Annotated in this window: 12 protein-coding genes; 5 read left to right on the top strand and 7 right to left on the bottom strand. The window is 66.3% G+C overall.

What is annotated here, in order from left to right; translation table 11 throughout:
• The first annotated feature begins 168 nt into the window (after positions 1 to 168).
• Complete coding sequence (locus tag KNW02_RS03315; RefSeq protein WP_216031839.1) at positions 169 to 933, top strand: MBL fold metallo-hydrolase; 765 nt, start codon at positions 169 to 171, stop codon at positions 931 to 933.
• A 185-nt stretch (positions 934 to 1,118) separates the two neighbouring features.
• Positions 1,119 to 1,466 carry a heat shock protein HspQ gene (gene hspQ / locus KNW02_RS03310; protein WP_431356734.1) on the top strand — a complete coding sequence of 116 codons (348 nt, stop codon included), beginning with the start codon at positions 1,119 to 1,121 and terminating at the stop codon, positions 1,464 to 1,466.
• 85 nt (positions 1,467 to 1,551) lie between these two features.
• Here hspQ and KNW02_RS03305 read toward each other — a convergent pair whose 3' ends face one another.
• Positions 1,552 to 2,052, bottom strand: coding sequence for an ATP-binding protein (locus tag KNW02_RS03305; protein WP_216031838.1), 501 nt, complete (start codon positions 2,050 to 2,052; stop codon positions 1,552 to 1,554).
• Entirely contained in the window at positions 2,049 to 2,381 is a 333-nt protein-coding gene (locus tag KNW02_RS03300) for an STAS domain-containing protein (RefSeq protein WP_216031837.1), read from the bottom strand. The genes KNW02_RS03305 and KNW02_RS03300 overlap by 4 nt, the downstream gene beginning before the upstream one ends.
• 88 nt (positions 2,382 to 2,469) lie before the next feature.
• On the opposite strand from KNW02_RS03300, the gene KNW02_RS03295 reads away from it, so the two are divergent.
• The gene (locus KNW02_RS03295; protein WP_216031836.1) at positions 2,470 to 3,636 is read left to right on the top strand and encodes an acetyl-CoA C-acyltransferase; all 1,167 of its coding nucleotides are present in this window, start codon (positions 2,470 to 2,472) and stop codon (positions 3,634 to 3,636) included.
• A gap of 61 nt (positions 3,637 to 3,697) precedes the next feature.
• Here KNW02_RS03295 and KNW02_RS03290 read toward each other — a convergent pair whose 3' ends face one another.
• The 5 genes from KNW02_RS03290 to KNW02_RS03270 form a co-directional block, all read right to left on the bottom strand.
• Complete coding sequence (locus KNW02_RS03290; RefSeq protein ID WP_216031835.1) at positions 3,698 to 4,219, bottom strand: DUF3035 domain-containing protein; 522 nt, start codon at positions 4,217 to 4,219, stop codon at positions 3,698 to 3,700.
• Between the two features lie 29 nt (positions 4,220 to 4,248).
• Entirely contained in the window at positions 4,249 to 4,932 is a 684-nt protein-coding gene (lspA, locus tag KNW02_RS03285; RefSeq protein WP_252733408.1) for a signal peptidase II, read from the bottom strand.
• Between the two features lie 12 nt (positions 4,933 to 4,944).
• A complete protein-coding gene (gene purH / locus KNW02_RS03280) occupies positions 4,945 to 6,534 on the bottom strand; it encodes a bifunctional phosphoribosylaminoimidazolecarboxamide formyltransferase/IMP cyclohydrolase (RefSeq protein WP_216031834.1) in 1,590 nt (529 codons plus the stop codon).
• A gap of 93 nt (positions 6,535 to 6,627) precedes the next feature.
• The gene (gene rhaI, locus KNW02_RS03275; RefSeq protein WP_216031833.1) at positions 6,628 to 7,902 is read right to left on the bottom strand and encodes an L-rhamnose catabolism isomerase; all 1,275 of its coding nucleotides are present in this window, start codon (positions 7,900 to 7,902) and stop codon (positions 6,628 to 6,630) included.
• A gap of 5 nt (positions 7,903 to 7,907) precedes the next feature.
• Positions 7,908 to 10,010 carry a bifunctional rhamnulose-1-phosphate aldolase/short-chain dehydrogenase gene (locus tag KNW02_RS03270; RefSeq protein WP_216031832.1) on the bottom strand — a complete coding sequence of 701 codons (2,103 nt, stop codon included), beginning with the start codon at positions 10,008 to 10,010 and terminating at the stop codon, positions 7,908 to 7,910.
• Between the two features lie 186 nt (positions 10,011 to 10,196).
• Here KNW02_RS03270 and KNW02_RS03265 point away from each other — a divergent pair, with 186 nt between their 5' ends.
• A complete protein-coding gene (locus KNW02_RS03265; RefSeq protein WP_216031831.1) occupies positions 10,197 to 11,003 on the top strand; it encodes a DeoR/GlpR family DNA-binding transcription regulator in 807 nt (268 codons plus the stop codon).
• A 29-nt stretch (positions 11,004 to 11,032) separates the two neighbouring features.
• Entirely contained in the window at positions 11,033 to 12,028 is a 996-nt protein-coding gene (rhaS, locus tag KNW02_RS03260) for a rhamnose ABC transporter substrate-binding protein (RefSeq protein WP_216031830.1), read from the top strand.
• The last annotated feature ends 40 nt before the right edge of the window (positions 12,029 to 12,068 follow it).

The raw sequence follows: 12,068 nt of genomic DNA, 5'->3' as shown, positions 1-12,068 counted from the left end.
GAAATGCTCCATCCGCGGGAATACCGGCGGACGGTAGCATGGCCGCCGCCGCGGCGTCTGCACCAACCGATCACGTCCGCGTCATCTGCATCGCGCATCCCCGCGCGGAACCTGCTGCCATCCTCGGGGGTTGGGTCCGAGATGAACCTGTCAGCAGGAGGATCCCCCATGCCCATCACCCGTCGCACCGGCCTTACCCTTGCCGCCGCCGCAATCGGCACCCCGTTCCTGCCCCGCCTGAGTGGCGCCCAGGACCGTGGACGCCTCACCTGGCCCATCGAGGGCGGCGAGGTCGTCTTTCATCCGGTCGAACATGCCTCGCTGGCGATCGAGACGCCGGGCGGGGTGATCTATGTCGATCCCGTTGGCGGTGGCGGGAAATATGCCGGCCTGCCCGAGCCTGCGCTGATCCTGATCACCCATGAGCATGGCGATCATTTCGACCTGCCGACGCTCGAGGCGCTGCCACCCGTCCGCCTGATCAGCAATCCGGCCGTGCATGACAAGCTGCCCGAAGCGATGAAGACACGCGCCAGCGCCATGGCCAATGGCGAAGCGGTCGAGGTCCTGGGGATGACGCTGGAGGCCGTTCCCGCCCATAACACGACCGAGGACCGGATGCAGTATCACCCGGTCGGGCGCGACAATGGCTATGTCCTGACGATCGGCGGTCAGCGCTTCTATGTCGCAGGCGATACCGAACCGACGCCCGAAATGCTTGGGCTGAGCGATGTCGCGCTTGCCTTCCTGCCCATGAACCTGCCCTACACGATGACCGTCGAGCAGGCGGCCGAGGCGGTCGCCGCCTTCAGGCCGGCGGCGGTGGTACCCTATCATCACCGCGGCAGCGACATTCAGGAATTCGCCCGGCTGGTCGGCGAGGGCGGCTCGGGCAGTGAGGTCATCATCGCCGCGTGGTATCCCGGCGGCTGAAACCGGGCGGCTTCCCTGCCCGGAATGCGCGAGGCACCGCGGCGGGATGAAGCCGGCGGAGCCGCCACGCCCCGGCGGGCATATTCCGGTTGCGCGCGGATACCGCCGAAGCCGGTGATATGGTGGACAGAATCACCGCTTCGCGTTAGAACATCCGACAGTCTGGCGAAATGCCGGAATCGAAGATGGGATCTCCGCGGATGCAGCCACATAACCGCATTGCAAAATACAGTCTGGGTCAGGTGGTCCGCCATCGCAACCGGCCGTTCCGCGGCGTGATCTTCGATGTCGATCCCGAATTCGCCAATACCCAGGAATGGTACGACTCCATCCCCGAAGATGTCCGCCCGGACAAGGACCAGCCCTTCTACCATCTTTATGCCGAAACCGAGGCGACCTATTACGTCGCCTATGTCTCGGAACAGAACCTGGTTCCGGATGCCTCGGGCGAGCCGCTGGAACATCCCGACGTGTCGGACATGTTCGGCGATTTCGCCGACGGGCGCTATCCGCTGGCGGGGCGGTTGAACTGACCTTCGACGCGCCGGGTAAGGTTTCTGAATCCATCCCCATGACCGGACACCGGAGCGGGTGGCCGATGCGCGAACCCCGGCGCCCTTACCGCGCCCCGTCCTCGGCCGAGAAGGGCACGCGGAAGGCCAGGAAATTGCGCTGGTCTTCGCGGTAATAGCACAGCGCCTGGGTCAGGTCCTGGATCAGGTACCAGCCGAAACCGCCCTCGGGCAGATCCTCCGGGTCCATTGCCGGCAGGCCGCGCGGAAGGATGCAATCCTCGGGCAAGGACACCCCGTCATCCGAGATTGCACAGGCCAGCCCGCCATCATGCCGGACGATGCTGAGATGGATCGACGGCGCCCCTTCGCCAGCGGATGACGGCCGGGCGGCGTGTTCGGCGATGTTATTCATCACCTCGGCCAGCACCAGCTCCAGCCGGCCCAGCGTATCCTCGCTGACCTCCGAGCGAAAGCGCAGCCGGATATCGGCCAGGGTGTCCCGCACCGCAGCGGGATTTGCGGGCAGCACCCGGTGAAACATCGGCTGGGTCCGCGTCGAGATGCGGCCATTCGGTCCGGCATTCTGCCGTTCGGTCGGAATCATTCCTTCTGCTCCTCGCTCTTTGCTGCGGGTCGGATGTGAAAGACGGTATCCATGCGCGTCAGACGGAACACGCGCTCGACATTCGGGGTCAGATCCTGCAGCACCATCGGCAGGTCCTCGGGCAGGGCCTTGCGCAGGGCGATCATCGCCCCCAGCCCCGAACTGTCCATGAAGTCCACGGCCGCCATCCGCATCTCGACCGGCTTGCGATGACGGATGATGATCTCGCGCAGCTTGTCCTTGAAGCGCGTCGCAATCGCCGCATCGATCCGCGTCTCGGCGATGGTGATGACAAGACCCGCGTCGGTATCGATGACCGTGAACTGCATGACGCCCCCTGGTTTCGCATTCCTCTCGCGTTGACTAGACGCAAAAGGTTACGATCCGGTAAGCGGGTCACCGAGAAGGGGAGAGATCATGACAGTTCAAGATATATTCGTCCTGGGCGCCGCGCGCACGCCGATGGGCGGCCTGATGGGCGCCTTTGCCGGCCAGACCGCCGCCGATCTGGGCGGCGTCGCGATCCGCGCCGCGCTTGAGCGTGCCTCGGTCGCCCCCGACCGGCCCGAGGCGCTGTTCATGGGCTGCGTCCTGCCGGCGGGCCAGGGTCAGGCCCCGGCGCGACAGGCCGGCTTTGCCGCCGGCCTGCCGAAATCGGTGCCGGCGACGACGCTGAACAAGATGTGCGGGTCAGGGATGCAGGCGGTGATGATGGCCGCGGATACGATCCGCGCCGGCAGCGCCGAACTGATCGTGGCGGGCGGCATGGAAAGCATGTCCAACGCGCCCTATCTGCTGCCGAAGATGCGTGCCGGCGCCCGGCTGGGCCATGCGCAGGCCATCGACCACATGTTTCTCGACGGGCTCGAGGATGCCTATGACAAGGGCCGCCTGATGGGCACCTTTGCCGAGGATTGCGCCACCGAGTTCAACTTCAGCCGCGCGGCGCAGGACGATTATGCGCTGGCCAGCCTGTCGCGCGCGAAGGCGGCCATTGCCTCGGGCGCCTTCGCGGCCGAGATCGCGCCGGTCACGATTGCGACCCGCAAGGGCGAAACCGTGGTCGATACCGACGAGCAGCCCGGCAATGCCATGCCCGAGAAGATCCCGCATCTGAAACCCGCCTTCCGCAAGGACGGTACGGTGACGGCGGCGAATTCCAGCTCGATCTCGGACGGGGCGGCGGCGCTGGTCATCGGCGCCGAGGGCGCGGGCGCCATTGCCCGGATCGTCGGCCATGCCAGCCACGCGCAGGAGCCGGGCAAGTTTCCGACCGCCCCCGTCCCGGCGGCCGAAAAGCTGCTGGAGCGGATCGGCTGGGCGAAGGACAGCGTCGATCTGTGGGAGGTGAACGAGGCTTTCGCGGTCGTGCCGATGGCCTTCATGGCGCGCATGGGCCTCGGCCATGACCGGGTGAACGTGAATGGCGGTGCCTGCGCGCTTGGCCATCCGATCGGCGCCTCGGGGGCACGGATCATCGTGACGCTGATTCACGCCCTGCAGGCACGGGGCGGGCGGCGCGGCGTCGCGGCCATCTGCATCGGCGGCGGCGAGGGCACGGCCGTCGCGGTCGAACTGACCTGAACCTGCCCGCGATCCGTCGCGATGCCCGGCACCTGCCCGGCCTTGCGACGGGCGGTTGGCCTCACTCCTCGACGGGGGTGGGCGAGGTCGAGGTGCGCGCCCCGGCGCGTTGCCAGCGCAGCTGCTCGGCCGCCGGGTCCAGCGTCATCGGCCGATAGGCCCGCAGGTAGACCGACGTGCCGAACAGCGCCTCGAGCGGGCGGCGCGAATTGCGCGACCGCCATTGCAGATCGGCCACCGCCAGCTGGGTCCGGATGGCCGGATCGGTCCCGAGGCGGCCGGTATAGACGACCAGCGCCTGGTCCGAGGCCGCGATGCCCTGATCGGCCAGTTGCGCCGGATTGCCGCCAAGGGCCGCAACCGCGTCTGCCTGCGGCGTCGGGTCGGTGATATTGGCGCCGCCCGGCGTCGGCGTGGGCAGAACCGCCAGATCGGGCGGCATGGTCAGTGGCTTGGTCGGCAGGATCGCGAACTCGTCGGGACTGTTCTGGCCGGACTCGATGTTCATCAGATGCGGATCGCCGCTACAGGCCGAAAGCCCGGCCACAGCCGCAAAACCCATCATCAGAGCGATTGCCCGCATTGACTGCCCCTTCCTGCTTTGCGCCCGTTCTAGCGTGATTTCCCGGCGCCGTCACGGGTGTTGTCCGTGCCCGGCAACGCGGTGCCGGATGCCGGCTTCGGCGCGTTGCGGGGCCGGGGCTTGCGGCCCGGTCCCCTGGATCCCGGGCCGGTCTGCGGTATCAGCACAAGGCCGATGGCGCCGGCAAAGATCGAGATGTCGGCGACGTTGAAACTGTAGGGATTCTGCCAGCCGGGCAGCGACATGTTCAGGAAATCCGCCACCGCGCCGTAATAGACCCGGTCGATGACGTTGCCGATGGCGCCACCAATCAACAGCCCGGCGGACAGCCGTGCGAAGCGCCCGGCCGCGCTGCGCCAGATCCAGATCCACACCCAGATGCAGATGGCGGCGGCGACCCCGATCAGGAGCCAGCGCGTCAGATCGGTCTCCGAGGCCATCAGCCCGAAATTGACCCCCTGATTCCAGGCCATGCGCAGGTTCAGCCAGGGCGGCAGAAGGTCGATCTCGCGCAGCCGGTCCAGGCGCAGGACGTGGACGACCCAGTATTTCAGCGCCTGATCCAGCAGCACGATGCCCACCGCCACCCAGGCGGTCAGGCGCATGTCGGCCCGCGCCGGCGGCTTGGGCTTGCGCGGCGCGCGCGGGCGCCGGGCCTTGGGCGTCTCTGGCGCCGGCTTTGGCGCGTCGTCGAGGGGCAGTTCGTGCTGCATCGCTGTCAGGGCTCAGTGGCGGAAATGTCGCTGACCGGTGAACACCATGGCAAGGCCAAGCCGGTTCGCGGCGGCGATCACCTCGCCATCGCGCATCGAGCCGCCGGGCTGGATCACCGCCCTGGCACCGGCCTCGGCCAACGCCTCGATGCCGTCGGCGAAGGGGAAGAAGGCGTCCGAGGCGACGACCGATCCGATGGTCAGCGGCTGCGACAGGCCAAGCGCCTCGGCCATGTCCTCGGATTTGCGCCGGCCGATGCGGGTGCTGTCCACCCGGCTCATCTGGCCGGCGCCGATGCCGACGGTGGCGCGGTCCCGGGCATAAACGATGGCGTTCGATTTCACATGCTTGGCGACGGTCCAGGCGAACAGCATGTCGGCCAGTTCGGCCTCGTCCGGCTGGCGTTCGGTCACGATCTTCAGCGCCGTGCGGGTGACATGCCCGCTGTCGCGTCCCTGCGCCAGAAATCCGCCCGCGACCTGCCGGAAGGTCATGCCGCCCGCGCGCGGATCGGGCAACCCGCCGGTGGTCAGCAGGCGCAGGTTCTTCTTGGCGGCAAAGATGCGCTTTGCGTCCTCATCGGCGTCGGGGGCGATGACGACCTCGGTGAAGATCTTCACGATTTCCTCGGCGGTGGCCCCGTCCAGAACCCGGTTCAGTGCCACGATGCCGCCGAAGGCCGAAGTCCGGTCGCAGTCGAAGGCGCGCCGATAGGCCTCGATGGCGGTGTCGCCACGGGCCACGCCGCAGGGATTGGCATGCTTGATGATCGCGCAGGCGGGGCCTTCGGCGGGATCGAACTCGGCCACCAGTTCGAAGGCCGAATCGGTGTCGTTGATGTTGTTGTAGCTCAGTTCCTTGCCCTGCCACTGGCGCGCGGTGGCGACACCGGGCCGCGCCTCGCCGGTCACATAGAAGGCCGCCTGCTGATGCGGGTTCTCGCCATAGCGCAGGCCCTGCGCCAGCGTTCCGGCAAAGGCGCGGCGGCGCGGGGTTTCCTCGCCGATGGCCTGCGCCATCCAGGTCGAGACGGCGGCGTCATAGGCCGCGGTGCGGGCATAGGCGATCTGCGCCTGCCGCTGGCGGAATTCATAGGTGGTGCGGTCGTCATTGGCATTCAGTTCGGCCAGCAGCGCCTCGTAATCCGCGACATCGACGATGACCGAGACGAAGCCGTGATTCTTGGCCGCCGCCCGGATCATCGCCGGGCCGCCGATATCGATATTCTCGATGCACTCGGCATAGTCCGCGCCCTTCGCCACCGTTTCCTCGAAGGGGTAGAGATTGACCACCAGCAGGTCGATGGGGCCGATGCCATGCGCCTCCATCGCCGCCAGATGCTCCTGATTGTCGCGCAGCGCCAGAAGCCCGCCATGCACCACCGGATGCAGGGTCTTGACCCGGCCGTCCATCATCTCGGGGAAGCCGGTCACATCGGCCACATCGACCACCGTCAGCCCGGCCTCGCGCAGCGCCTTGGCGCTGCCGCCGGTGGACAGGATTTCCACCCCGCGCGCCGACAGCTTGCGGGCGAACTCGATCAGCCCGGTCTTGTCGGAAACCGAGATCAGCGCGCGTTTCAGGGCGACGGGTTGGGACATGGCGGGGCCTCGCATCTGGGTTTGGCGCCCAACTACCCGCCCGCGCCGCGAAGGTCCAGCACCGCGCGCAGCATTCCGGTGCCCGGCCTTCCCTCAGACGATGCCGCCGCCCCCGCCGGTCGATTTCGGACGGCTCAGCGCGACCCGGGCGCGATAGCCCGAGGCCCGATAGACCGAAACCGGGTCGATGGCCGCGCCCGCGCGCAGCCGCGCCATGGCAAGGATCGGCTCGACATCGGTGCGGAACGCGGCGCGCAGCGTCGCCGCCGCCATCAGCGCGTCGTTTTCGCCGCGATAACCTTCCAGTGTAGCGCGATCCACGAGGCTTGCCTGCACATAGGCGCGCTGGATCTCGCAGGCGCTGACGATCAGGCTTTCGATCGGGTCGGTGACATTATGGCTCTGGTCGATCATATGGGCGAGGTTCAGGCCCGGCGTGTCCTCCAGTTCGACCAGCTCGTTGAAGACGAGGAACAGGCGGAACGGCTCGATCGTGCCGCTGTCCAGATCGTCATCGCCATATTTGCTGTCGTTGAAGTGAAAGCCGCCCAGCTTGCCCGCGCGGATCAGGCGGGCAACGATCATCTCGATATTCACATTCGGGGCGTGATGGCCCAGATCGACAAGGCATTGCGCCCTGTCGCCCAGTTCCTGCGCGATCATCAGGCTGGTGCCCCAGTCCTGCACCACGGTCGAGTAGAAGGCGGGCTCATAGATCTTGTGTTCGCTGAAGATGCGCCAGTCGCCCGGCAGCCCGGCATAGATCGCCTTCATCGCGTCCAGATAGCGCTCGAACTGACGGCTGAGCGAGGTCTGGCCGGGAAAGTTCGAGCCGTCCCCGATCCATACGGTCAGCGCCTTCGATCCGATGGCCTGCCCGATCTCGATACATTCCAGATTGTGTTCGATCGCCTGCTGGCGCGTCGCCGCATCGGTATGGCTGAGCGAGCCGAACTTGTAGCTTCGGACCTGGTCCGGCTGGTCCTGAAAGGTGTTCGAGTTCATCGCGTCGAAGCCCAGCCCGAGTTCCTCGGCCTTTTCGCGCAGCAGGGCGGGATCGGCCTTGTCCCAGGGGATATGCAGGCTGACCCTTGGCGTGGCGCCGGTCAGGCGATGGATCACGCCGCAATCATCCAGCTTGTCCATGATGCCGGTGGGCTCACCCTCGCCCGGAAAGCGGGCGAAACGGGTGCCGCCGGTGCCGGTGCCCCAGCTTGGAATGGCCACGCCGAAACCTGCGGCGCGGGCGGTCAGGGCCTCGATATCCACGCCCCGACGCGCCAGCCGGGCGCCAAGGGCGTCGTAATCGGCGGCCAGATCGGCCTGACGGGCGGCGTTTTCGGCTTCGATCAGATTTGCGTCGATCATGGTCATCACCGTGTGAAAGCCTGGACGTTGCCGGCGTCCACATTCAGGATGTTGCCGGTCGATTTGGCCGACAGGTCGGAGGCGAAGAAATAGGCGCCCTCGGCGATATCCTCGGGCAGGACCGAGCGTTTCAGCATCGAGCGCTGGCGATACATCTCCTCAAGCCCCTCCTTGTCGGTCCTGTAGGTCGAGGCGCGCTGGTCCAGCCATTCGCCCGACCAGATCTTCGAGCCGCGCAGCACCGCATCCGGGTTCACCACATTGACCCGGATCCCGGCCTCGGCGCCTTCCAGCGCCAGACAGCGGGCCAGATGGATTTCGGAGGCCTTCGCGGTGCAATAGGCGCTGGCATTGGGGCTGGCGGCCAGCCCGTTTTTCGAGGCGACGAAGATCACCGAACCGCCGATATCCTGCGCCCGCAGGGTGCGGAATGCCTCGCGGCTGACCAGGAAATAGCCGGTGGACAGGATATCCATGTTCTTGTTCCACAGCGCCAGCGAGGTGTCCTCGACCGGCGCCGAGGAGGCGATGCCGGCATTCGAGACGACGATGTCGATACCGCCGAATTCCACCGCCAGATCGGCATAGGCGCCGATCACCTGATTCTCGTCGGTGACATTCATCTGCACGCTGCGCACCACGTCCTTGCCGTGGCGGCCCGCCAGCCCCTCGCGCGCCTCATCCAGCGCCGCGGCGTCGATATCGGCCAGCATGACACAGGCACCCTCGGCCAGCAGTTTCTGCGCCGTGGCCGCCCCGATGCCGCCCGCGCCGCCGGTGACCAGCGCCACCCGCCCGGCCAGCGATTTCGGCTTGGGCATGCGCTGCAGCTTGGCCTCTTCCAGAAGCCAGTATTCGATGTCAAAGGCCTCCTGCTCGGGCAGGCCCTGATAGGTGGAAACACCCGAGGCGCCACGCATCACATTGATCGCGTTGACATAGAACTCACCCGAGATGCGCGCCGTCGCCTTGTCCAGCGCGAAGGTGATCATGCCGACGCCCGGGACCAGATAGACCACCGCATTCGGGTCGCGCAGGGCCGGACTGTCGGGATGCTTGCAGCGGTCGTAATAGGCGGCGTAATCGTCGCGATAGACGGCGACGGCATCGGCCAACCCGGCGATGGTCGCGTCCAGATCGGGGTTTGCGGGATCGAAATCGACGACCAGCGGGCGGATTTTCGTCCGCAGGAAATGGTCGGGGCAGGAGGTGCCGAGCGGTGCCAGATCGTCCAGCATCTGCGAGCCGACGAATTCCAGCACGGCGGGCTGATCGTCGAAATGGCCGACCTTGTGGCGATCCTTCGAGATCAGGCCACGGATCACCGGCATCAGCCGTGCCGCCACCTCGCGCCGCTGCGCCTCGGGCAGGGTCGGGCGCTTTTCGCCGCCAAAGGCGGGCTTGCCGGCGGTTTTCGCCTCAAGCCAGGCGGCGGCCTTGTTGATGATCTCCAGCGTCGTCAGATAGCAGCCCCTGGCGTCGTCATCCCATGTGAACAGCCCGTGGCTTTCCAGCACGCAGCCCTTGGCCTCGGGGTTCTCGGTCGCGAATTTTTCCAGCCACAGGCCCAGTTCATAGCCCGGCTTCTTCCAAGGCAGCCAGCCGATCTCGTCCCCGAAAATCTCGGCCGTCAGATCCCGCGAATTGACCGAAGCGGCGATGGCGATGATCGCATCCGAATGGACGTGATCGACATGCTTGCGCGGCACATAGGCATGCAGGGGCGTGTCGATGGATGCCGCGCGCGGGTTCAGCGCGAAGGTGCAATGCGGCAGATAGCCGACCATCTCATCCTCATGCGCGACGCCGCGATACTTGCCCTTCAGGGCCTGCAGCCTGTCCATGTAGAGGGTCGCGAATCCGTCCATCCTGATCGAGCCGATATCGCCGCCCGATCCCTTGACCCACAGCACCTCGACCGGCGCGCCGGTCAGCGGGTCGGTCTCGATCACCTTGGCCGAGGTATTGCCGCCGCCGTAATTGGTGACGCGCTTGTCCGAGCCCAGCAGGTTCGAGCGATAGAGCAGCTTTTCCGATTCGCTCATCGATGCGGCGCGGGCGTTATCCCACAGATTTTCAAGGCGATTGGCGGTGATGGTCGCGGTCATTGAAGCCTCCCCCTGGCGGGCGCTGCGCCCGGCCTTCGGCAACCGGATACATGCGAATCCACGCCAAAGTCAATCAATTTCAATCATAATCGATCATTATGCAGGTGCAGAATGGATATTCGCGCCCGAAATTGATTGACAATGATTAGAAATGATGGAAATCTGCCTGAAAGCAGGGAGGGGACAATGCTGGAGACCGAACGCCACCGGATCATCCTGTCGGCCGTGCAGGAACGCCCCGTCGTGACGGTGGCCGATCTCTGCGCGCTGACCGGCGTGTCCGAGGCGACGGTGCGCCGCGACATCGCCCAGCTGCACATCGCCAAGAAGCTGCGCCGGGTCCGCGGCGGGGCCGAGGCCATCGCGCCGCCGCAATTCGTCGGCATCAACGCCCGACCCTTTGCCGTCAGCCAGGCGATCAATATCGCCGAGAAACGCGCCATCGCGCAGGCCGCGGTCGATCTGTGCGAGGATGGCGATGCGATCATCATCAATGGCGGCACCACCACCTTCCAGATGGTCCATCCGCTGACCACCAAGCGGCTGCAGGTCTTTACCAACAGCTTTCCGATCGCCGAACATCTGCTGAAGCAGTCACGGAACACGGTGATGCTGCCGGCGGGCGCGATCTATCGCGAGCAGAACATCATCCTGTCGCCCTTCGACGATGACGGCAGCAACCATTTCTACGCCCGGCGCATGTTCATGGGCTGCCGCGGCCTCGGGCCTCTGGGGCTGATGGAGGGCGATCCGCTGCTGGTCCAGGCCGAGCAGAAGCTGATCGACCAGGCCGACGATCTGGTGGTGCTGGCCGACAGTTCGAAATTCAGCCGCCGCTCCAGCCTGCTGCTGTGCCCGCTGACCCGCATTCACACCGTCATCACCGATGACGGGATCGAGGACCGCGCCGCAAGCATGCTGGAGGCGGCGGAGATTCGTCTGATCGTGGCCGAGGTGGCCGCGTCGGACCGCCAGAAGCGCGCCGAGGAGTGACGCGCAAGACGCTCATAGGGAGGAACAACATGAGCATTCTGACCAAGGCCCTGACCACTGCCGCCATGGCGACCGCGCTGATCGCCGGCTCTGCGCAGGCGCAGGACGACATGCGCATCGCACTGGTTGTGAAGGCGCTTGGCATCGGCTTCTTCGAGGCCGCCAACAAGGGCGCGCAGGAGGCCGCCGCGGAACTGGGCGGGGTCGAGGTCATCTATACCGGCCCGACCGACACCACCGCCGAGGGCCAGATCGAGGTCATCAACAGCCTGATCGCGCAGCGCGTCGATGCCATCGCGGTCAGCGCCAACGACACCGACGCGCTGGTGCCGACGCTGAAGAAGGCGATGGATCGCGGGATCACCGTCATCAGCTGGGATTCGGGCGTCGCCCCCGAAGGACGGCTGATGCAGCTGAACCCCTCGTCCTCGCCGCTGATCGGCAACATGATCATCAAGCTGGCCGCCGACAACCTGCCCGAGGGCGGCGAGGTCGCGGTGCTGTCGGCCACCACCACCTCGACCAACCAGAACACCTGGATCGAGGAAATGAACAAGGTCGCCGGCAACTACCCGAACGTGAAGGTCGTGGGCACGGTCTATGGCGACGATCTGGCCGACAAGTCCTATCGCGAGGCGCAGGGGCTGATGCAGACCTACCCGGACCTGAAGGCGATCATCGCGCCGACCTCGGTCGGGATCGTGGCCGCCGCGCAGGCGGTGACCGATGCCGGCAAGGTCGGGCAGGTGAACGTGACCGGCCTCGGCCTGCCCTCGGAAATGGCGGGCCATGTGAAATCCGGCGCCTCCAAGTCCTTCGCGATCTGGAACCCGATCGATCTGGGCTATTCCGCGACCATGATCGCCTATCACCTGGCCAAGGGCGACGCCAAGGCCGAGCCGGGCGCGACAATATCCATCGGTCGCATGGGCGAGGTGACGCTGGACGACAATACCGAGGCGGCGATGGCCGATCCCTTCGTCTATGACGCCAGCAATATCGACGCGTTCAGCTCGATCTTCTGAGCCGTCCCGGGGTCCGGCCCGCAGGGGCCGGACCCGCCAC

This window comes from Paracoccus marinaquae (assembly GCF_018860165.1).
GTDB classification, from domain to species: domain Bacteria; phylum Pseudomonadota; class Alphaproteobacteria; order Rhodobacterales; family Rhodobacteraceae; genus Paracoccus; species Paracoccus marinaquae.
The sequence above is the reverse complement of the archived record's forward strand: the minus strand, read 5'-3'. Positions and strand labels throughout refer to the sequence as shown.

Excerpts from the sequence above, each read along its gene's own strand:
- KNW02_RS03315 (WP_216031839.1), top strand. The coding sequence starts at position 169 with ATGCCCATCACCCGTCGCACCGGCCTTACCCTTGCCGCCGCCGCAATC.
- hspQ (WP_431356734.1), top strand. The coding sequence starts at position 1,119 with ATGGGATCTCCGCGGATGCAGCCACATAACCGCATTGCAAAATACAGT.
- KNW02_RS03305 (WP_216031838.1), bottom strand. The coding sequence starts at position 2,052 with ATGATTCCGACCGAACGGCAGAATGCCGGACCGAATGGCCGCATCTCG.
- KNW02_RS03300 (WP_216031837.1), bottom strand. The coding sequence starts at position 2,381 with ATGCAGTTCACGGTCATCGATACCGACGCGGGTCTTGTCATCACCATC.
- KNW02_RS03295 (WP_216031836.1), top strand. The coding sequence starts at position 2,470 with ATGACAGTTCAAGATATATTCGTCCTGGGCGCCGCGCGCACGCCGATG.
- KNW02_RS03290 (WP_216031835.1), bottom strand. The coding sequence starts at position 4,219 with ATGCGGGCAATCGCTCTGATGATGGGTTTTGCGGCTGTGGCCGGGCTT.
- lspA (WP_252733408.1), bottom strand. The coding sequence starts at position 4,932 with ATGCAGCACGAACTGCCCCTCGACGACGCGCCAAAGCCGGCGCCAGAG.
- purH (WP_216031834.1), bottom strand. The coding sequence starts at position 6,534 with ATGTCCCAACCCGTCGCCCTGAAACGCGCGCTGATCTCGGTTTCCGAC.
- rhaI (WP_216031833.1), bottom strand. The coding sequence starts at position 7,902 with ATGATCGACGCAAATCTGATCGAAGCCGAAAACGCCGCCCGTCAGGCC.
- KNW02_RS03270 (WP_216031832.1), bottom strand. The coding sequence starts at position 10,010 with ATGACCGCGACCATCACCGCCAATCGCCTTGAAAATCTGTGGGATAAC.
- KNW02_RS03265 (WP_216031831.1), top strand. The coding sequence starts at position 10,197 with ATGCTGGAGACCGAACGCCACCGGATCATCCTGTCGGCCGTGCAGGAA.
- rhaS (WP_216031830.1), top strand. The coding sequence starts at position 11,033 with ATGAGCATTCTGACCAAGGCCCTGACCACTGCCGCCATGGCGACCGCG.